This is a genomic window from [Borrelia] finlandensis, assembly GCF_000181875.2.
GTDB classification, from domain to species: Bacteria; Spirochaetota; Spirochaetia; order Borreliales; family Borreliaceae; genus Borreliella; species Borreliella finlandensis.
This window is the reverse complement of the sequence record NZ_ABJZ02000005.1, coordinates 537,896-558,883: the sequence shown is the minus strand read 5'-3', so window position 1 is coordinate 558,883 and position 20,988 is coordinate 537,896. Positions and strand designations below refer to the sequence as shown.

The window sequence follows — 20,988 nt, the reverse complement described above, 5'->3', positions numbered from 1 at the left end:
GTCCAACTAATCTAAGTAACTTTTTATGTCTTCAAAAGACATAATTTTTATATTTAAACTCAAAGCTTTTTTAAGCTTTGATCCAGCTTTTTCTCCTACAATAAGAAAATCTAAACTCCCAGTCACACAAGTATTAAAAATTGCTCCTTTATTTTTTAGCTTATCAATAACAATAGACCTGGAATAACCATTAAAAGTTCCAGTAATGCAAAACTTTTTACCGGCCAAGAACTTATTCTCACCATCAATCTCAACAACCTCTTCCATTTTAAATTCCAAATTTTCAAAAAATTTAAACTTATTAAGCATTACTGAATCATTAAAAGCTTCAATAATATTTAAGGCAATTTTTTCTCCTATGCCTTTAATTTTCAACAATGTTGAAAATGCAAAATCTCTGTCTTGACAAAGCTTAAAAAGCTTTGAAAATGAATTTAAATTATTAAGAAATAACAACCTTATTGTGTTTTCCCCTAAATCTTTAATTCCCATGCTAAGAAGTAATTTACTAAATGGCTTTTGTTTGCTAGCTTCAATTGAATTTATCAAATTATTTATCTTTCTATCTTTAAACCCTTTAAATTCAAGAAGCTTATAAAAATCAAAAGTATAAAGATCAATTTCTGAAAAAATAAATTTTTTCTCAAAAAGAAAAGAAATTATCTTGTCGGAAAACCCTTCAATATCCATACAATTTTTACTACAAAAATATTTTATTCTCTCAACTGCCACTGAAGGACATTTATTATTTGGACAAAAAAAATGAGCCCCCTCTTTTACTACAGCCATTTTACAAGCTGGGCAATTATCAGGAACTTTGAAAAATCCTGTTGAAAATTTATTTATCACCATTTCAACAGCAGGAATTACATCTCCTCTTCTTGAAACTTTAACAACATCACCAACATTCAAACCAATAGACGCTATATAATCTTGATTGTGTAATGTTGCGCTGGTAATAAAAGCTCCTGAAACAAAAACTTTATCAATATTAGCAACCGGAGTAATTTTACCACTACGTCCAACCTGAACAACAATGCTATTTACCCTGCTAAAACCCGAAAGCGCTTCAAATTTGTAAGCCATTGCCCATTTGGGATGATGCGCAGTATACCCCAATCTTTCTCTTAAAGCAAAATCACTAACCTTAAGAACAACACCATCTATTTCATATTCAAAAGAATCCCTTTTTTTTGTTATATCTGCTATGTAATTTAAAACTTCTCCAATTGAATTTTTTTGATCAAAAAACCTAATCAAGGGATTGACTTTAAAACCCAATTTCTTAAGTCTTGCAGTAGCTAAATCATTGGTTTTAAATTCCAATCCAGCATTCAAAAAATCATAAATGAAAATATTTAAAGGGAAATTAGCGACTTCTCTACTATCAATCCTTCTAAGTATTCCCGAAGCCAAATTTCTAGAATTCGTATAAGGCTTTTCCAAAAATTTATTTATTTTCAAAAAATTTTCTTTAGTAATATAAACCTCACCCCTTAATACTAAATCAACCTTTTCATCAAGAAATAAAGGTATATATCTAATGGTTCTAACGTTTATAGTAACGTCATTACCAAATTTTCCATTACCCCTAGTAAGAGCTTTTTCAAGAATGCCATCTTTATAATAAAGAACGATAGAACATCCATCAATCTTTGGCTCAACAGAAATATTAAAAGAATTATTAAAATCAATCTTATCTATCCATGATTTTAGCAAATCAAGATCATAAACCTTATCAAGACTTAATATAGGTGCAGAATGTTCAACCTCTTTAAAGTCATTTAAAAGATCGCTGCCAAATTTAAGAGTAGGGGAATCTAAGGTCTTATATTCGGGATACTTATTTTCTAGCTCTTGAAGCCTTAAAATATGCTTATCATATACAAAATCTTCAACACTAGGCAAAGAATCGACATAATATTCTTTATCCCACTTTCTAATCAACTTCTTCAAGTCTGCGATTTCTTGCTGTACTTTGCTGCTCATAGGGTAAAATTTAACATATTCCTTATCATTTTATCAAACAATTCTAACAAGCAAAAACCGACTTTACTATACAAACTGTAAAATACCACCAAAAATACATGCTATTTTATTTATGTTCAAATTAAAATAATCTTTAAAGAAAAATATCAATCAAAAAGACAATATTATGAAAATGTGAATTATATTTTAGTTGTCGTTAAAGATATTTTAATATGTTAAAATGGATAAAAGGAGTGCTAGTTTGGAAGAAAGCAAAAAGGCTTTAATAGCTGATGACTCACTTTTTATGAGAAAAAACCTAATAAAAATCTTAAGTCAGTTGGGATTTAAAGAATTTTTAGAAGCCGAAGATGGCATTCAGGCTGTTAAAGAATTTGAAAAACAAAATAATATTGATTTAATAACACTCGATATAACAATGATGGGAATGGATGGAATCACAGCTCTTGAGAGAATGTATGAAATTAATAAAAAATTGCTTAAAAAAGTTAATATATTAATGGTTACAGCTATTGGAAAACAAGAATTAATACAAAAAGCTTTATCTCTTGGAGCTAGAGGATACATTACAAAACCTTTTAAAAAAGACCAAATAATAGAGCAAATTAAACTTTTGGATTAGAGGAAATTTTGATAGCAAAAGAAAAAATATACAAACAAACACAAATAAACACATCAAATCCCCTATCAATATTGATAATGCTTTATGAGAAAGCAATACAGGATTTAAAAGTTGCAAAAGAGCTTATAAAAGATGGAAATTGGCAAAATGCAGTTAAAGCTAATGAAAAAATCTTTCATGCACAAGAAATAATTACCGAATTAATGTCAACCTTAAATTTTGAACAAGGTGGAAACATTTCTACAAACTTACTTTCAATATACTTGTTTCTAAATAAAGAGCTAGAAAATGTTCTTTTAAAAAAAGAAATACACAAAATTGACAATGTTATAAAACAACTGCAAATATTAAACTTTACCTGGAAACAATTAAGCAAAAAAGAAAATAATGTTACTCAGGGTAAATTAGGAATAAATATTGTCAGCTAATGAAATTTTAAAAAAATATTTTAGCAATTTGTTATTAGAATTAAAAGAATTGAAATTAATATTAACAATAGAAAGTTATGAATTACAAAGGGAAGAAATAGAAATATTAAATATAACCAATCCTAAGAAAGATTTAATATTAGAATCAATCAAAAACTATTATAAAACAATAAATGCATGGTTGAAATCTAAAAACCAAAAATTGGATAATTTTGATTACTTAATTAAAGAAATTAATCTACTAAAAGAAGAAATATACATTAAATATCAAATTTGTTGTGAAATCTTACAACAAATTGCAAATGCAAAAAGAAAAATTCCAAAAATTAAAAAACAACAAAACCTTGTAGTAAACAATTTACCCATAATGTTAGATATTAAAATATGAAAGAACTTTACCTAATTGATGCACTAAACATAATATTTAGAAATTATCACGTAATGAAAAATTATCCACTTTTAAACACACAAGGAGAAAATGTAAACGCATTTATTGGCTTTTTTAAAACATTATTTTTCATAATAAAAGAAAAAAATCCTGAACACTTGATTATCACCTTTGACTCAGAGGTGCCAACTTTTAGAAAACAAAAATATCCAAACTATAAGGCAACAAGAGATTCACCTCCGGACGATTTAATACCTCAAATAGGATGGATAAAAGAAGGCCTTTTAAAGGCAAAAATACCAATCTTTGAGATGGAGGGCTACGAAGCTGACGATCTTTTAGCTAGTTTTGCCAAAAAGGCTGCAAAAAATAACTATTTAACTTACATTATTTCTCCAGACAAAGACTTGCTGCAAACAATGTCAGAATACATAAAAATACTTAAAATAGAAAACAACAGTTTTATTGAAATGGATAATGAGTACGTAACAAAAAAATTTGGAGTAAATAGCTTTCAAATAAAAGATTATTTGGCTATTGTTGGAGACAGGTCTGACAATATACCTGGAATAAAAGGCATTGGCGCAAAAGGAGCAGCAAGTTTATTAAGAGAATTCAAAACCTTAGACGGGATATATTCAAATTTAGAACTAATAAATAAAAAACACCGAGAACTTTTAATCAAAGAAAAAGAAAATGCTCTTTTAAGCTATGAACTTGTAAGTCTTGAAGAAAATTTAAAAATTCCAGAAATTGAAAACTTCGCCTTAAAAAATTTTAGCGAAGAGATAATATCTTTGTTTGAAAAGCACTCGGCAATTGCCCTAATAAAAACTTATAAAAAGGACATCTTAAAACAAGAAAAAGAAAATGCAGACCAAAAAAGTCTATTTAAGCAAGAAGCTACTACCAACAGCTTAGATGACATAAATACAATTGACACAGAAAATGTTAAATACCACTCAATAACAACAAAAATAGAACTTGATGATTTAATAGAAAGCCTTAAAAAGGCTAAATACACATCAATAGACACGGAAACGTCTTCGCTTGATACTTACACAGCAAAATTAATTGGGATATCCATTTCATTTAAAGAATTTGAAGGTTACTATATTCCAATCGAAGCCAAAGGAAAAATTTACATAGAAAAAAACTATATAATACAAAAATTTAACAATCTTTTTGAATCAAATCCAAAAATAATTGGTCAAAATTATAAATTTGACTATAAAATACTTAAAAACAATGGATTTAGCCCTATACCACCTTATTTTGACACAATGATTGCTGCATACCTTATCGACACAAACTCAAAAGTATCGCTTGATTTTCTTGCAGAAAAATATTTAATGCATAAAAATATTAAATATGAAGATGTGATACAAAAAAATGACAACTTCGCAAATATATCTTTAGAAATGGCAACAAGCTATTCATCTGAAGATGCTGATATTACATTTAGATTATTTAATCTATTTACCAAAAAACTAAAAGAAGACAAACTCGACAAGTTAATGCACGAAATAGAAATGCCTTTTAACAAGGTGATTATAGAAATGGAAGAAAATGGAATTTACCTTGATAAAGAATATTTAAAAGAATATGGAAAAGAACTTGGAAAAGAATTAGAACTAATTGAAAACGAAATAATAAAAAGCATAGGAATTGATTTTAATCTAAATTCTCCAAAACAAATGCATGAAATTTTATTTGAAAAATTAAATCTAAAATTACCAGAAAAAATGAAAAAAGATTCAACTGATATAAAAGTGCTTGAATCTCTCAGAGAACAGCATGAATCAATTGAAAATCTAATAAAATACAGACAAATTGCAAAATTAAAGAGTACTTACACGGATAATTTGATAGAACTAATAAACTATAAAACAAACAGACTGCACACAAGCTTTATACAAACAAAAACAGCAACTGGTAGAATCACTAGCATAAATCCCAACTTGCAAAACATACCAATAAAAGATGAAAAAGGGCGAAAAATAAGAAAAGCATTTAAACCAGAAAATGGAAATATTTTTATTTCAGCTGATTATTCTCAAATTGAGCTTGCTATACTTGCTCATTTATCACAAGATGAAGCCCTTATTAAAGCATTTGAAAATAATAAAGACATTCATACAGAAACTGCTTCTAAGCTTTTCAAAATAGAAGAAAAAGAAATAACTCCTAACTTGAGAAGAATAGCAAAATCTATTAATTTTGGAATAATTTATAGAATGTCAGATTTTAGACTTGCAAAAGAACTGGGAATTACAAAAGAAGAGGCAAAAGGATTTATAAACTCTTACTTTGATTCTTATCCAAAAATCAAAGAGTTTATAATAAATCAAATAAACTTCGTAAGAAATGCTGGATATAGCGAAACCATCTTAAAAAGAAGAAGATATATAAAAGAAATTAATAGCAATAATTATCTGGAAAGATCTGCCGCTGAAAGAATAGCAATAAATAGCATAATTCAGGGAAGTGCCGCCGATATCATGAAAATTGCAATGGTCAAAGTATTTAATGAATTTAAAAGTAAAAAAATGGAATCAAAAATATTGCTACAGGTGCACGATGAAATGCTCATTGAATCTCCTATTGAAGAAGAAAATGAGGTGAAAAAAATATTAAAAATTATGATGGAAACTGCTTACACATTAAATCTGCCTTTAAGGGCAAATATTGAAACGGGTAAATCGTGGGGAGAAATCCATTAATCATTGGAGTAACAGGAAGAATTGCATCTGGCAAAGATACTGTTTCAAAAATAATTAGCAATAAATATGGATTTTACGAAATAAATGCAGACAAGCTTGGACATTCAGTATTACATGAAAAAAAAGAAGAAATAGTTGAAATACTTGGTCAAAAAATATTAAATACTAAAAACGAAATAGACAAACTCTTACTAAGAAATCTTGTATTTAATGACAATAAAGAATTAAAAAAGCTTGAAAACATATCACACCCTGTCATACTCAGCAAAATAAAAAAAATCCTAATCCAAAACCAATCTACAAAAATAATAATTAATGCTGCTTTACTTTTTAAAATAAATTTAGAAAAACTTTGCGACTACATAATTGTGCTTAAGGCAAAGAATTCTATAATAAAAAATAGATTATCATATTCTATGCCAAACATTGATTCAAATACAATTAATAAAATACTCAAAATCCAAAAAGATATTTTTTTTGAAAAAAATATTATAAACTTAAAAATAATCAATATAATTAATAACAAGAATTATGCATATCTAGAAAAAGAAATTGAAAAAAAAATGCAGGAGATAATTAACTATGAAAGATTTGAATGAAAATAATGATAATAATAATAAAGGATTTTTTGTAGCATTAACATCGATTGCAACAGTTTGTATAATAATATTTCTTGGGACAATTATTTTCTTTCCAAACAAAAACTTGGCCTCAGACATTGCAGAAAAAAATATTGTTTTGGAAGAAGATAAAGATCAAAACGCCTTAGAAAAGGTTGACCAAAATGAACAATCTTTAAAGGTATCTGAAACTCAAAATGAAATAATCATAGATTTAACACAAGATTTAAATAAAGAAAAAAAACCTACAAACAAAATATCTAATACTTCTCATAAATCAAAAACCATCGAAAAGCCTCAACCCACAACTCAAAAAACACCTAATACTCATAAATCAAAAACCATCGAAAAGCCTCAACCCACAACTCAAAAAACACCTAATACTCATAAATCAAAAACCATCGAAAAGCCTCAACCCATAGCCCAAAAAACTTTAAATACTGATAACATTTATGATCCTAATACAGAATATTACATACAATTTGTATCACTCTCAGACCCAATCAATGCAGACAACTATATTCAAAAATTACTCAAATATAATATAATTGCTAAAATATATTCTGCAACAGTAGATAATAAAGATATTTACAGAGTAAGATCTGGTCCTTATAAAACAAAATCAGAAGCAAAAGCAGACTTTAAAAAAATAGCAGGAATAGGTGAATTTAAAGAAACTTATATATTACCCGTTAACAAATAGACTATAATTATTAATATATTTTTGATATTTTTCTAAATATTCTTCATGAACCTCAATAATAGGCGAAACAACATGCTTAATCTTTGTAAGTTTTAAAAAAGAATCATTTAAGCTGCCAAATTCTCTTAAAGAATAGAATGCTTGAATTGCTCCCCCAATAATCTCTGAATGCTTAAAATCAAAAATCTTTAAATCTTTGCCAAGAATATTTGCTTTTATTTGATTTAAAAGCAAATTATCAGAATTAGATCCACTAACAAAAATACTCAAAATTTCTTTATTGCAGGCTTTTAGCTCTACCAATCTGTTGTAAAAAGCAAAACATGCAAACTCAAGTATTGATAAACCAATCTCTAATGGATTTTTAATACTACCAAAAATTCCTTTACTTAAATCTTTACAAAGACAAGGATCTAAAACAAATAAATCATTAAAAAGTTTAATTTTACTTGGATAAAAGTATACATTATTTAAAGTGACACTTTTAACAATTTTTTTTAAGAGCAACTCAAAAGTTAAACTTTTTTTATAAAAACTGTCTTTTAATAATTGAATCAAATATCCAAAAGGAACAATTCTCCCAATAATAAAAAATCCTTCTAAAAAATAAGGATATTCTAGAGAAAATCCTGGTAAATATGTACTTGAAACAAAATTAAACCCTTCACTTGTGCCCATTCTATTTGACACAATTCCTTCTTGAAAAGCACCACTTCCCACCAAAACATTCAAATAATCTGATCCCGCATTAATTACGCTAATTCCACTATTTAGCCCAAATTCAATTCCTGCCTTATAAGTTACAACGCCAATATTTTCTCCCATTTTTACAAATGGAGGAAATTTCTTCTTGTCAAGCCCATATTTTTTTATCTCTATATCATCCCAAATAAAAGGAATATACTCCATGCTTGGAAAGCTTGTAAAAAGCTTTCCTGTAAGCAAATAAATAAAATACTCAAAACAAGAAACAAAATAACTTATTTTAGAATATGTTCCTCTTTCAACCGTGCTAAGCACATAGGGCAAAAATACAGACTTACCCCTAAAATAAGGCTTAATTTTAAAGGAATTCCAATGTAACACTTCCAAAGGAATTAAATTTGAATTTAAAGCAATTAAACATGGCGAAATGCCGCCAACAGAAATGCAATCTATTTTACTAGGCTGAAAATTGGATATGGCTTTCTTAAAAGAAAAAAGCCATATATTAAAGTCAAAATTTTCGAAATCAACATCAAAATAATCTGAGTAACTAACATCAATATAACTTAAAACCCCATTTTTAGAACTAACTAATGCTGCCTTTAAAACACTGGTACCAATATCAATACTAAGAACATTCATAAATTAGCCCTTGGTAATCAATTTTTGAATATCATCCTTTCTATCAAGAATTTTTTGCAAACCAACTTTATTATAAATTGCAAATATTGCCTCCGCAAAAAGAGGCGCAACATCAGCCTCATGATACCAAGGCTTATTTATTAATTCATCATTATGACAAACAGCATTTGTTCCAATTATTTTATAAAAATATCCCTCCTCATAAGCTTTATCAAAATATTTAATAGCATCTCCATTAAAAAACGGCAAACTAATCCCACATATAATCTTCTTAGCACCCATGCTTTTAAGCAATTTCATTGCCTTAATTAGAGTACCCCCAGTAGCTAACATGTCGTCACTCATAAAAACATTCTTGCCTTCGACATCTCCTAAAAGCTTAGTTACAGAAATATTTGAATCAGCAACATCATTTGAAACTCTTGAATAATCTCTCTCCTTATATAGCAAAGCAAGAGGACTCTTAAGGCTTGATGCAAAAAATTTATTTCTACTTACAGCACCTGTATCGGGTGAAACAATAACTAAATTAGAATCTCTAATGTCGATTAAATCCTTAAGAGAATTAAAGATTTCATAAGAAACATTTAAATTTTCAAAATAAACTTTCCTAAATACATTCTCAATAGCCTTTGAGTGAATATCTAGGGTTAAAATATGTCTAATGCCCAACTCTTCTAAAAATCTTCCAATAAGACTTGCTGTTAAACATTCTCTTGAATGCTTTTTATCTTGTCTTGAATAAGGATAAGACGGAATAATAACACTAACAGAATTGGCTTTAGCCTGCATACAGGCATCTATTGTTGTCATTAAATTCATTATGTGGTCATTAACCGTCATAATTATTTTTTCGCTACTGTTTATCTCAACTTCATAAGCATTAGCAACATCTTGGACAATAAAAATATCCTTATTTCTGATTGTTTTTAAAATTTCTGTTTTAAATTCACCATTGGCAAATTTAACAAATTTTACAGGAATTTCTAAAGGCTCTTTGCTTTTAAGAGTAGATAAACTAAGCCCTTCTAAAAAAGGAGATAAAACTTTTTCAATCTTAAAAATTTCTTCCTTTAAGGCTTTAGAATCTTGACATATGCTCTCTACAATCTCATTTTCAATATTTATAAATATTCTGTCAAGCTCTTTTATTATTTTACTAGCAAAAACCCTACCCCCAGGACAAGCAATAATTCCTATTGATTTCTTTTTAAGTAAATTCACCCAGCTCCTCGTTCTTTTTTAAAAAATCTTAACAATCTTAATTTGCTAATTAATAAAACTTATACACACAAATATGACTAAAATTTTTTAAAGCAAGGTCATTAAAATATTTTAGCTTTAATAATAAAAATAAAAATCGAAAAATTCTATTAATAGCAAAAACAAATACTATAACATAATCCTAAAAATAAAATTAAATAAACTACACAATTCCAAATTCAAAACCTATTCCAAACTTGAAATCAGAAAATTTAGGGTTTTTAATATTCCAAACATAGTAAACTTCAAGAATTAAAAAAGAAAATGAAAGTCTAGCACCAATATCCCAGCCCATTGTTCCCAGTTCTGCTAAAACAGAATCTGCAGAAGAAGTCGCTATATTGATCTTAGGACCTGTGAAAAACGCTAAAGCTAAAACAAAAAAATCTAATTTTGTATAAAATCTTGGTGTTATTGCCATAATAAACGAGAAATTTTCATTTGCAGTTCCATCCGAACGCTTTATTGCTTTAAGAAGATTAATGTCAAACAAAAGCTCAAATCCAATAGAAACAAAATCATCAAATTTGGCACCAAATTGAGCGTAAGTTCCATATCTTATTCCAGCTTTAGCAATATTGGCTAAATCGGAAAAATTTTGGACTATCTCTTCTTTTTCTATTGGGGATAAATCTGAAGGCAAATTTTGCTTAAGCTTTGCATTAATCTCTAAAGCCTCATTGTAAAAGCTTGAAAAGGGACTAACAGGAAAAGCAACCCCACCACCAAAATTGAATTCAAAATTAGTATCTGCAAAACCATTTAACACAATAATTCCAAATAAACACAAAATTAAAACTTTAAGCCTAATCATATACAAACTCTCCTACAAAAATTTATGAAAAATAAAACAGGGTTTATATTGCATACCTTATTATATAATAATTACCATAAAGATTACCACAAGTAAAAAGTAAACAAAAAACTAAAAAATTAACTCTTAAGAACAGAAGAAACTATTTCTTCCGCACCACTTGGTATAGGATGATTTAGTTCTTTATATTTTGAGATATATTTTTTTGCATTTTTTTTGTCACTCTTTAAATGATAAATGTAAAAAATATTAAATAGAGCCTCTTTATTCGCAGGCGCAAATTCTAGAGTTTTCAAATAATAAATCAAAGCATTGTCCAAATCATTTTTTTTAAATAGCAAATATCCCTTAAGATTGATTAACAAAATATTTTCTGTATCTTCTTTCATAATAGAATTAAGTTTCAACTCAGCCTCTATATATTTTTTCAAATTAATGCAAGCTAAAATAAAATTGTAACTTGAATCATCACCAGCATTAATATTAAATTTAATAGATTTTTCATAAAGCAAAACAGAAGTCTCATCATTACCAAACTCTTCATTTAATTTAGCAAGCTTATAGTATTCACCTGATATGCTCTGATATTCCTTAAAAATAGAGCTACAAGACAAAACAAAAACAATAATAAACAACAATTTATACATAAAAAATTTACTTGAATCCTTAATACTATTTATACTATTTAAATTATCCAAAGCAGCAAAATAACACTAAACCTAATAATAATCAAAATACAAAACTTCAATGCTGTTGAATTTTAAAATTAAATAAACCATCTTGATGATTATAAAACAAAATTTATTACTCTAAAAGCTAGTCATAAACATAAATAAGCCCTCCTGCTTTAAAAACAAAAGGGCTTTTAATACTATCTAAAAAACAAATTAAAGCTTTTCTTGGTCATATTTGTTAAATACGTTTTCTGTTAAATATTTACCAACTGATCTTCTGTCCTCAACAAGTTTAGATATTGCACTAAAATGTCTTGGTTCAATCTTAAAATACTTATAAGCTCTTCCATCCTTAAAAAACACAGAAAGCTCGGACACAGAAGAATCATAATCTACCTGTGATATTTTGCTCAACTCATTAGATATTGTTAAAGTTTCCAACTCAAATTCCTCCACATAATTATCTTAGGAGTATAATAATAAAGTAAGAGTTAATTCACTAAATATTTAATCAATAAAATCAAAATCTACTAAATGATATATTCCCTAAAATAAGGATATACATTATTGCAAATTTAATCAAGCAAACTGTCAAATTTCATATAAAATAGTTCAAACTTCCAAATATTTAATAATATAAAACGATATAAGATAGATTTTTAAAAAAAAATTTTGTAAAATTACTAAGATAGTTAATCTTCTACCCACATATCATCAGGAGGGACAAAGTCTAATGGACTATAATAAATTACGAAACATAGGTATTAGCGCGCACATCGACTCAGGAAAAACCACTCTTACAGAACGTATTCTTTTTTATTGTAATAAAATTCATGCAATTCACGAAGTAAAAGGCAAAGATGGGGTTGGTGCAACAATGGACTCAATGGAACTTGAAAGAGAAAGAGGAATCACAATAGCATCAGCTGCAACTCACGTTGAATGGAAAGATTTTCCGATAAATATTATTGATACACCCGGACACGTAGATTTTACAATTGAAGTTGAAAGATCTCTTAGAGTACTTGACGGAGCAATATTGGTTCTTGATTCTGTTGCAGGAGTTCAATCCCAATCAATAACTGTTGATCGACAACTTAAAAGATATAGTGTGCCGCGCCTTGCATTTGTAAACAAGTGTGATAAAACCGGAGCAAATCCCTACAATGTAAAAGATCAACTAAGATCAAAACTCGACTTAAACTCCGTTTTAATGCAAATCCCAATTGGATTAGAAGACAAACATATTGGAGTTATAGACCTTGTATTAATGAAAGCCTACTATTTTGAAGGAAAAGATGGAACAGAAATAATAGAAAAAGAAATACCCTCAGATCTCTTAGAAGAAGCAAAAAGCAAACGAGAAATAATGCTTGATACTCTTGCTGACTTTAATGATGAACTTATGGAATTACACATGGAAGGAAAAGAAGTTCCTACTGAAATAATATACAATGCAACTAGAACAGGAACATTGGCTTTAAAATTATGCCCTGTATTTATGGGATCTGCTTATAAAAACAAAGGAGTGCAATTGCTCTTAGATGCTGTAACCAGATTTTTGCCATCCCCTCATGATATAAAAAACACCGCTCTTGACCTAAATAATAATGAAAAAGAAATCGATCTTAAAATTGACAATGAACTCCCAACTGTTGCTCTTGCATTTAAGCTTGAAGACGGACAATACGGACAGTTAACTTATGTGAGAATCTATCAAGGAATTTTAAAAAAAGGACAAGAACTTATCAACTCAAGAACTTCCAAAAAATTCAAAGTCGGAAGACTTATCAGAATGCATGCAAATAATACAGAAGACATTGAATTTGGAGGAAGTGGTGACATTGTTGCTTTATTTGGAATAGAATGCGCATCAGGAGATACGTTTTGTGATCCATCGATCAACTATTCAATGACATCAATGTTTATTCCAGATCCAGTAATTTCTCTTTCTGTAAAACCAAAAGATAAAAAATCTGCTGATAATATGGCCAAAGCCCTTGGAAGATTTACAAAAGAAGATCCAACATTTAAAACTTATGTTGACATTGAATCAAATGAAACAATAATTCAAGGCATGGGAGAGCTACACTTAGAAGTTTACATTGAAAGAATGAAAAGAGAGTTCAAGGCAGAAGTTGAAACCGGAATGCCGCAAGTAGCCTATAGAGAAACGATTACAAGAAAAGCTGAATTTAATTATACTCACAAAAAGCAATCTGGGGGAGCTGGTCAGTTTGGACGAGTTGCAGGGTTTATGGAACCTCTTGACAAAGAAGGAGAAACATACGAATTTGTCAATCTAATAAAAGGAGGAGTAATCCCAACAGAATATATCCCATCATGTGACAAAGGATTCCAAAAAGCAATGGAAAGGGGAACATTAATTGGCTTTCCAATAGTTGACATAAAAATTACAATCAATGATGGCCAATATCACATTGTTGACTCATCTGATATTGCATTCCAATTAGCAGCAATTGGTGCTTTTAGAGAGGCTTATGAAAAAGCAAAACCTACAATCCTTGAGCCAATAATGAAAGTTACCCTTGAAGGACCTACTGAATTCCAAGGCAATATGTTTGGACTTTTAAACCAAAGAAGAGGAATAATAACAGGTTCGCTAGAAGATGGAAGTTTTTCAAAAGTTGAGGCCGAGGTGCCTTTAAGCGAAATGTTTGGATTTTCAACAGTCCTTAGATCCTCTACCCAAGGAAAAGCAGAATTCTCAATGGAATTCTTAAGGTATGGAAAAGTCCCAAGTGCTATATTTGATGAACTTCGCAAAAAATTTAACGATCAAAACAAATCTTAATAAAATAATAAGGAGGCTTTATTATGATCGATTTAACACAAGAAAAACAAGAAATACTAATAAAAAACAAGTTCTTAGCCAAAGTTTTCGGGCTTATGTCAATTGGACTTTTAATCTCAGCAGTATTTGCATATGCAACCTCAGAAAATCAAACAATCAAAGCAATAATATTCTCAAATTCAATGTCATTTATGGCTATGATACTTATACAATTTGGACTTGTATATGCAATAAGTGGTGCTCTTAATAAAATATCAAGCAATACTGCAACAGCTCTTTTCTTGCTCTACTCAGCATTAACAGGAGTAACATTATCTTCTATATTTATGATTTATACACAAGGATCAATAGTATTCACATTTGGAATTACTGCTGGAACATTTCTTGGAATGTCTGTTTATGGATACACTACAACAACAGATCTAACAAAAATGGGAAGCTATTTAATAATGGGCTTATGGGGAATCATTATTGCATCTCTTGTTAATATGTTTTTTAGAAGTTCAGGCCTTAATTTCCTTATATCTATTTTGGGCGTAGTCATATTTACAGGCCTAACAGCTTACGATGTTCAAAATATTTCTAAAATGGACAAAATGCTACAAGACGACACTGAAATAAAAAACAGAATGGCGGTTGTAGCCTCACTTAAACTTTATTTAGATTTTATAAATTTATTCTTATATCTTCTAAGATTTTTGGGCCAAAGAAGAAACGATTAAAATCATAAAAAATTCATAAAAAATTCAATAAAAAATGAATGCTTTAACTTTAAAGCATTCATTTTTAGAGGTTTCAATGAGTATAGATAGCTTAGAATTCGAAGAAAGTAGTACTCAAAATGTAATAAAAAAAAATTTTGAGTTTGAAGGATATATTGAAAGCAATAAGCCAATAATAATAGAAGGAAAGCTTAAGGGTTTAATAAACTCATCAAACTCAATCTATCTAAGGGAAAAAGCTGATGTTGAAGCTGAAATAAAATGTCAACATTTACTAAATCATGGCAAAATAAAAGGAAACATTGAGGCTTTAAAAACAATTAAAATCTATAAAACCGGCAAATTAATAGGAAACATTAAAACCAAAGAACTCTTTATAGATTCTGGAGCAATATTTAAAGGGAATTGTGAAATGGAGGATTTAGAAGAATGAAATTTTTTTTTCTATTACAAATAGCTTTAATTCTGCTATCCAATTCAAGCTTATTATTTGGACAATCGCTGCCTAAAGAAAAAGAAGACTCTCTTCTTCTATACAAAGAAGGAAAATTTAAAGAAGCTATTTTAAACACGTTAGAAGAAATTCGACTAAATCCTAGCAACTTAGATGCTAGGACAATATTGATATGGAGCTTAATAGCCATAGGAGAATACAAGAGAGCTGAAAAAGAGGCGATTATAGGACTTGGCATTAAAAAATATGACATAAGAATTATTCAAGCACTAGGAGAAGCTTATTTTTTTCAAAAAAATTATGACAATGCATTAAAATACTTTCAAGAATACATTAGCCTTGATTCTAAAGGAGCAAGAATAATAAAAGTTTATAATTTAATTGCAGATTCTTTTTATGAGCTAAAAAGATACAATGAAGCAGATTTTGCATACGAACATGCATTACGTTTTTCTCCTAATAACCAAAATCTATTAATAAAATTAGCAAGATCAAGAATAAATGCAAAAAATAAAATATTAGCAGAAGAAGCACTAATTAAAATTCTTACAATCTCTCCTAATAATCTAGAAGCAAAAAATTTACTAGAAGAATTAAAAAAAAGCAACAACAAACCTTGACATTCAATTTATAAAAACTTATTCTTATTGTTAGCAAATTAATAAACTGGGCTGCTAGCTCAAGTGGTAGAGCATCGGACTCTTAATCCGCTGGTTACAGGTTCAAGTCCTGTGCAGCTCAAATTGTTAAATACATTTTTGGTATAAATTATTAATTTTATGCCAATTTAACTTGACATTATTGGAAAATAAATATATTATTACTTCCGATGGTCATAAAATGACTTTTGGGCTCATAGCTCAGGTGGTAGAGCAGCGCCCTTTTAAGGCGTTTGTCGTAGGTTCGAGTCCTACTGAGCTCACTTTTGTCCTCTTCGTCTATCGGTTAGGACTCCAGGTTTTCATCCTGGCAAGAGGGGTTCGATTCCCCTAGAGGATGTCTTGCTAATAAAAATGGGCTAAACATTCTTGCTTTCTAGCAAACCCAGAAAACAAGAATGTTTTTTAAGTAAACACAAGCTATTCAGGTATTAGCAATATTTCTGCTTTTTCATCAAGATTAATTTTCTTAAAAAATTCATTTATTAAATCTTTGTTTAAGTTTGTCTCTATAAACTTAACACCAAAATTATTTTTAAATACTCCATACCATGATAATGACGCCAATATATTTGAAATCCAATAACCATTATTCTCTGAATTTATTTTTGTATTTTTAACATAATTCTTCTTAACATAAGAAAAATCTTTATCATTAAAATCTATTTTTTGTCTTTCGGTCATATAGCGATTAATAGAATTTAAAACATTATCTAGCTCCTTAGGCTCGGTAGTAAAAAAAATAGACAAAATACCATCGGAATCTACATTTTTCCTTAAATTGGAGTCAAAAGAAGCTTGAATTGCATAAACACTAGACATTTTTTCTCTAATATTTTTTATAAGCCCATCCGTTAAAAGATCCGCTAAAGCATTTAAATTTAACGAGGTCTCTGCTAAATAATTAAATTTAAAAGGATAAATTACATAGGCAAAACTAGTTGAATTTTTTCCCTTCCTTACAACTATTTTATTAAAATTTTTACTGTAAGAGTAATCTAAATCTTTATACTCGTTTATTTCTTTGAAGTTAAGATTGCCTAAATATTTCTTTGAATAAGCCTTTATTGTCTGAATATCTGAGTCTCCAGCAAAGACAAACTTAAAATTATTTGCATAAGTAAACCTTTTCTTATAAAAAGACAAAATATTTTCTTTTGTAAAATATTGTAAATCACTATCTTTTGTATCTTCAAATCTAGGATCATTATTATTTAAAAATTTACTAATAGCTTTTTTAAAATGATAATTAGAACTATTTTCATTACTCTTTATTAATGCTTTTATATTATTAATAGCATTTTGCAAAAAAACATCATCTATTTTGGGTTCCTTAAAAGTAAAATATATAAGCTGAAAAAGAATTTCAAGATCTTTTTTATCTGAACTTCCATAAATATATGATTCTTGAGCTCCAACCCCAACTCTTAAAGAAACAGCTTTATCTGATAAATATTTTTCAATCTGTAATGCAGAATAATCACCGTAACCCGAACCAGATACTACTCCGGGAGCAAAAGATAAAACAGGAATAAGTCTTAAATCTTCATTAATTAAACCTCCCCAAGAAGTTGCACTAAAATCAATTACACCCTTTTTTTGATCATTATATTTAAAATAAACTTCAACCCCATTTTCAAGAACAAATGACGAAATTTCATTTTCAAACTCATTTTCTCTAATAATATCTTTATCATCTAAAGACTTCTTAAAAAATTTACCTTCAATTAAAGAATTCTCATAAGGCCTTAACTCTCTTTCTAAAGCTATCTTTTGAAGATTGTCAATATCTTCAAGAGTTAGAACAGGATGCACTCTTCCATGGTAAGAATAAAAAATTGCACAATTTTTTACATCAAACTCTCTTCCTACAAGATTGTTTATTGTTTTTAAATCAATCTTTTCCAAATATTGAACAGAAAGATCGCAATATTCATTCATATCAAATTTATTAGAACCATCAATAACAATTTCTATTAAATCCTGAAAAATAGCCCATGAATTTGTTTTATTTATATTCTTTTTCCTTAATTCTAAAGATTTGTAAAACTGAGATCTAACTTTTTCAAACTCACCTTGGGTAAATCCAAATTTTCTTATCCTCTCAAGCTCATAAAAAAAGTCTTGTATTCCTTCGTTCAAATGATCTGGATTAAAGTTTAAAGAAATCGATTTTGCAACAATATTATTGTTATCTGATTTAAATGAAAAAAAATCTTTATTTGAAACATTTTTAAATTGCTTTACCCCAGCGGTCTTTAATTCAGAAAATCTATTTTCAAAAAGAGCAGCCAATAAAGACCTTTTAATATCATTTAAAAGGTCATCTTTGGTCTTTACAAAGTTAATAATTTCCTTTTTAAAGAACATTAAACTAGGCTCTCCAACTTCCAAATCTTCTAAAAGTAAAAATTTATCTTTAAGCTCTACATCTAAACTTACTTTTACTTCTTTAATTTTATCGGTTGGCTTTTTCCAAGAAATAAATTGCTTCTTTATCTTCTCTTCAATTTCTATAGGATCAATATCTCCCACCACAATAACACTTGCAAGTTCTGGTCTATACCACTTTCTATAAAATTTTTTAAAATCCTCTGGCTGAAAAGATAAAATCTGCTTTTCAAGTCCAATAGGACTTCTAAATTCATAAAGACTTCCGCTTGTCAAAAACTTATACATTTTCTCATACATTCTTCCAGGATAAGTCTCACCAAGCTTTTTTTCCTCAACAATAATATTTCGCTCTAGATCTATTTCTTCTTTCATAAAACTGATTTGAGAAGCCCAGTTTCTCAAAATATTTATAGATTCATCAATTTCATCTTTATTATTGCCATCTGACAAATCAAGTCTATAATAAGTGAAATCAAAACTAGTAGCGGCATTAATGTCAGCACCAAATTGCATTCCAAATTTTTTAAGAACATCAACTATGGAATTTCCTGGATAATCTTTTGTCCCATTAAAAGCCATGTGTTCAAGATAATGCGCTATTCCCCTCTCATTATCTTCTTCATTAAGAGAGCCCACATTAAAAACAATTCCCATATTAACGGCATTCTTTGGGGTTTGATTTTTATAAATATAATACCTTAGCCCATTGACAAGTTTTCCTTTTACCAAACTTTGATCTAACTTTAACTCATTAGAAACACAGGAAAACAAAAAAAATAGAAAAACGCTTGTAAATTTACAATAATTCTTAATTCTTTGATAATTCATTTGCACTCCCCCTTATTGAATTTATTTTTTCAGAATAAATTTTATTCAATGCTTTTGAAATAGATGAAAATCCAAAATCATTCCAATCTTTTAAACTCTTTAGCTTAGAAACTGGAAATAGTTCATAAAATAAAAACAACAACTCTTCTTTGCTTAATTTTGGAATATCATTTAAGTAAACGTTTTTATTAAAATCTTCAAGATAAATAAAAGGATTTAAGCGCTTATCTAGAAGAAATTTATTTAAATTGGGCATTAAAATGCTTTTATTATAAATTTCAATAGTAGTATATTCGCTTGGAACATCATCATAAAAATCGTTATTCAAAAAAGAATCTAAAATAATAAATTTATTGTCCTTAACCCCTACATTTCTCCCATCTAAAGTCTTTAAAAGACCATCTTTGCCAATATGAACCAAAGTATTTAAATCCTTTGTGGCATTAAAGATAAGCCTTGCATTGTTATATGCCTTGGATTGCACTAAGTGCTCGGTATTATTATCTGCCGCTAATTCTTTGTCATTTTTTAATAATAAATTTATATTCTTTTCTTTTAATGCCTTATAGGCTAATTCAATATACTCTAAAGCGCAACTATTTTCCAAAACAAGTTGCTCCCTCTTTAATAAATTAATAAAAAATATCAATTCTTCCTTTTCAAGACTACGGTAAAAATCAAAATCATTTAAAGCAATTCCAAAACTAAAATTAACAATAAATATTAAATAAAAAATTACAATGTTTTTTTTCAATCTAGCCTCTCCCCTTTAGCTAACTACATCAGCCAACTCTAAAAAAACAGGGCAATGATCACTTCCCATTACTTTGTCTAAAATTAGAGATTTTTCAACATTTCTCTTGAAAAATTCATTAACAATAAAATAATCAATTCTCCACCCCATATTTCTCTCTCTAGCTCTTGTTCTATAGCTCCACCAAGTATAATAACCAGGATCCTTATTAAATATCCTAAATGTATCCACATATCCTTTGTTTAAAAAATCATCTAACCAAGTAGTCTCTTCAATATAATATCCTGGAGACTCTCTATTAGAATCGGGGCTTATAAGGTCAATCTCGGTATGAGCAATATTAAAATCACCACAAATTACTACATTTTTACCATCACATACAAGAGAATCTGCAAGATTTTCAACATAAGATAAAAAATCAAGTTTATACCCAAGTCTTCTTCTTAAAACTTGAGAATTAGGAAAATAACCGTTAACCAATATAAAATCGTCGTAGCATGCTACAAGCCCCCTACCCTCATTGTCAAAAATTTCTTCTCCAAGCAGCCTTACAGAGATAGGCTCAACTTTTGAATAAATGCAAACACCACTATAACCTTTAATCTTTGACTTTGAAAAATAAGAATAATAATTTTCAAGAATTAAATCCTTTGGTAACTGTTCTCTTAGAGCTTTAGTTTCTTGAATACATAAAATATCTGGGGTATATTCTTTTACAAACTCAAGAAAACCTTTCTTTAAAACAGCTCTAATTCCATTTACATTCCATGAAATTAATTTCATAAATCCTC

General features: G+C 28.5%; 19 protein-coding genes and 2 tRNA genes. 12 read left to right on the top strand and 9 right to left on the bottom strand.

What is annotated here, in order from left to right; genetic code table 11:
• Positions 1–6 precede the first annotated feature (6 nt).
• On the bottom strand, positions 7–1,989 hold the full coding sequence (gene ligA, locus BSV1_RS03950) for an NAD-dependent DNA ligase LigA (protein WP_008882733.1): 1,983 nt from the start codon (positions 1,987–1,989) through the stop codon (positions 7–9).
• A 241-nt stretch (positions 1,990–2,230) separates the two neighbouring features.
• On the opposite strand from ligA, the gene BSV1_RS03945 reads away from it, so the two are divergent.
• From BSV1_RS03945 to BSV1_RS03920, 6 genes are read left to right on the top strand one after another with little or no spacing between them, the layout of a single operon-like run.
• Positions 2,231–2,611, top strand: coding sequence for a response regulator (locus BSV1_RS03945; RefSeq protein WP_002656967.1), 381 nt, complete (start codon positions 2,231–2,233; stop codon positions 2,609–2,611).
• A gap of 8 nt (positions 2,612–2,619) precedes the next feature.
• A complete protein-coding gene (locus BSV1_RS03940) occupies positions 2,620–3,039 on the top strand; it encodes a flagellar export chaperone FliS (protein ID WP_008882355.1) in 420 nt (139 codons plus the stop codon).
• Positions 3,029–3,427 (top strand): hypothetical protein, encoded by a 399-nt coding sequence (locus BSV1_RS03935; RefSeq protein WP_008882318.1) that lies wholly within the window; start codon positions 3,029–3,031, stop codon positions 3,425–3,427. The genes BSV1_RS03940 and BSV1_RS03935 overlap by 11 nt, the downstream gene beginning before the upstream one ends.
• Positions 3,424–6,150 (top strand): DNA polymerase I, encoded by a 2,727-nt coding sequence (gene polA, locus BSV1_RS03930; protein WP_008882326.1) that lies wholly within the window; start codon positions 3,424–3,426, stop codon positions 6,148–6,150. Before BSV1_RS03935 ends, polA begins: the two co-directional genes overlap by 4 nt.
• Complete coding sequence (gene coaE, locus BSV1_RS03925) at positions 6,132–6,749, top strand: dephospho-CoA kinase (protein ID WP_008882395.1); 618 nt, start codon at positions 6,132–6,134, stop codon at positions 6,747–6,749. Before polA ends, coaE begins: the two co-directional genes overlap by 19 nt.
• The gene (locus tag BSV1_RS03920; RefSeq protein WP_008882810.1) at positions 6,733–7,473 is read left to right on the top strand and encodes an SPOR domain-containing protein; all 741 of its coding nucleotides are present in this window, start codon (positions 6,733–6,735) and stop codon (positions 7,471–7,473) included. The genes coaE and BSV1_RS03920 overlap by 17 nt, the downstream gene beginning before the upstream one ends.
• Here the strand turns inward: BSV1_RS03920 and BSV1_RS03915 are convergent.
• The 5 genes from BSV1_RS03915 to BSV1_RS03895 all read right to left on the bottom strand — a co-directional run bounded on the left by BSV1_RS03915 (position 7,456) and on the right by BSV1_RS03895 (position 12,012).
• Complete coding sequence (locus tag BSV1_RS03915) at positions 7,456–8,820, bottom strand: FGGY-family carbohydrate kinase (protein WP_008882739.1); 1,365 nt, start codon at positions 8,818–8,820, stop codon at positions 7,456–7,458. The two genes, BSV1_RS03920 and BSV1_RS03915, sit on opposite strands and share 18 nt — an antisense overlap.
• 3 nt (positions 8,821–8,823) lie before the next feature.
• Positions 8,824–10,044 carry a ribose-phosphate pyrophosphokinase gene (locus BSV1_RS03910; protein ID WP_008882654.1) on the bottom strand — a complete coding sequence of 407 codons (1,221 nt, stop codon included), beginning with the start codon at positions 10,042–10,044 and terminating at the stop codon, positions 8,824–8,826.
• A gap of 202 nt (positions 10,045–10,246) precedes the next feature.
• On the bottom strand, positions 10,247–10,897 hold the full coding sequence (locus BSV1_RS03905; protein WP_008882516.1) for a hypothetical protein: 651 nt from the start codon (positions 10,895–10,897) through the stop codon (positions 10,247–10,249).
• A gap of 119 nt (positions 10,898–11,016) precedes the next feature.
• Entirely contained in the window at positions 11,017–11,544 is a 528-nt protein-coding gene (locus BSV1_RS03900; protein ID WP_008882451.1) for a tetratricopeptide repeat protein, read from the bottom strand.
• A 240-nt stretch (positions 11,545–11,784) separates the two neighbouring features.
• A complete protein-coding gene (locus tag BSV1_RS03895) occupies positions 11,785–12,012 on the bottom strand; it encodes a KTSC domain-containing protein (protein WP_002557128.1) in 228 nt (75 codons plus the stop codon).
• A gap of 292 nt (positions 12,013–12,304) precedes the next feature.
• On the opposite strand from BSV1_RS03895, the gene fusA reads away from it, so the two are divergent.
• From fusA to BSV1_RS03865, 6 genes are all read left to right on the top strand, one after another.
• Positions 12,305–14,386, top strand: coding sequence for an elongation factor G (gene fusA, locus BSV1_RS03890; protein ID WP_008882337.1), 2,082 nt, complete (start codon positions 12,305–12,307; stop codon positions 14,384–14,386).
• Positions 14,387–14,409: 23 nt separating this feature from the next.
• Positions 14,410–15,108, top strand: a complete 699-nt coding sequence (locus BSV1_RS03885) for a Bax inhibitor-1/YccA family protein (protein WP_002656001.1) — start codon at positions 14,410–14,412, stop codon at positions 15,106–15,108.
• Between the two features lie 34 nt (positions 15,109–15,142).
• Positions 15,143–15,541 carry a bactofilin family protein gene (locus BSV1_RS03880; protein ID WP_002656249.1) on the top strand — a complete coding sequence of 133 codons (399 nt, stop codon included), beginning with the start codon at positions 15,143–15,145 and terminating at the stop codon, positions 15,539–15,541.
• Complete coding sequence (locus tag BSV1_RS03875; RefSeq protein WP_008882344.1) at positions 15,538–16,182, top strand: tetratricopeptide repeat protein; 645 nt, start codon at positions 15,538–15,540, stop codon at positions 16,180–16,182. Before BSV1_RS03880 ends, BSV1_RS03875 begins: the two co-directional genes overlap by 4 nt.
• 48 nt (positions 16,183–16,230) lie before the next feature.
• Positions 16,231–16,303 (top strand) — tRNA-Lys (locus tag BSV1_RS03870).
• 108 nt (positions 16,304–16,411) lie between these two features.
• A tRNA-Lys gene (locus tag BSV1_RS03865) sits at positions 16,412–16,484 on the top strand.
• A gap of 157 nt (positions 16,485–16,641) precedes the next feature.
• On the opposite strand, the gene BSV1_RS03860 is transcribed toward BSV1_RS03865, so the two are convergent.
• From BSV1_RS03860 to xth, 3 genes are read right to left on the bottom strand one after another with little or no spacing between them, the layout of a single operon-like run.
• Entirely contained in the window at positions 16,642–19,443 is a 2,802-nt protein-coding gene (locus tag BSV1_RS03860; RefSeq protein WP_008882443.1) for a M16 family metallopeptidase, read from the bottom strand.
• Positions 19,424–20,197, bottom strand: a complete 774-nt coding sequence (locus tag BSV1_RS03855; protein ID WP_008882494.1) for a hypothetical protein — start codon at positions 20,195–20,197, stop codon at positions 19,424–19,426. Before BSV1_RS03855 ends, BSV1_RS03860 begins: the two co-directional genes overlap by 20 nt.
• A 15-nt stretch (positions 20,198–20,212) precedes the next feature.
• Positions 20,213–20,980 (bottom strand): exodeoxyribonuclease III, encoded by a 768-nt coding sequence (gene xth / locus BSV1_RS03850; RefSeq protein WP_008882525.1) that lies wholly within the window; start codon positions 20,978–20,980, stop codon positions 20,213–20,215.
• Positions 20,981–20,988 lie beyond the last annotated feature (8 nt).

Bases quoted from the DNA above. Each gene is read 5' to 3' on its own strand.
- BSV1_RS03880 (WP_002656249.1), top strand. From the start codon at position 15,143: ATGAATGCTTTAACTTTAAAGCATTCATTTTTAGAGGTTTCAATGAGT.
- fusA (WP_008882337.1), top strand. From the start codon at position 12,305: ATGGACTATAATAAATTACGAAACATAGGTATTAGCGCGCACATCGAC.
- polA (WP_008882326.1), top strand. From the start codon at position 3,424: ATGAAAGAACTTTACCTAATTGATGCACTAAACATAATATTTAGAAAT.
- BSV1_RS03915 (WP_008882739.1), bottom strand. From the start codon at position 8,820: ATGAATGTTCTTAGTATTGATATTGGTACCAGTGTTTTAAAGGCAGCA.
- BSV1_RS03875 (WP_008882344.1), top strand. From the start codon at position 15,538: ATGAAATTTTTTTTTCTATTACAAATAGCTTTAATTCTGCTATCCAAT.
- BSV1_RS03885 (WP_002656001.1), top strand. From the start codon at position 14,410: ATGATCGATTTAACACAAGAAAAACAAGAAATACTAATAAAAAACAAG.
- BSV1_RS03905 (WP_008882516.1), bottom strand. From the start codon at position 10,897: ATGATTAGGCTTAAAGTTTTAATTTTGTGTTTATTTGGAATTATTGTG.
- BSV1_RS03900 (WP_008882451.1), bottom strand. From the start codon at position 11,544: ATGTATAAATTGTTGTTTATTATTGTTTTTGTTTTGTCTTGTAGCTCT.
- xth (WP_008882525.1), bottom strand. From the start codon at position 20,980: ATGAAATTAATTTCATGGAATGTAAATGGAATTAGAGCTGTTTTAAAG.
- BSV1_RS03920 (WP_008882810.1), top strand. From the start codon at position 6,733: ATGAAAGATTTGAATGAAAATAATGATAATAATAATAAAGGATTTTTT.
- ligA (WP_008882733.1), bottom strand. From the start codon at position 1,989: ATGAGCAGCAAAGTACAGCAAGAAATCGCAGACTTGAAGAAGTTGATT.
- BSV1_RS03860 (WP_008882443.1), bottom strand. From the start codon at position 19,443: ATGAATTATCAAAGAATTAAGAATTATTGTAAATTTACAAGCGTTTTT.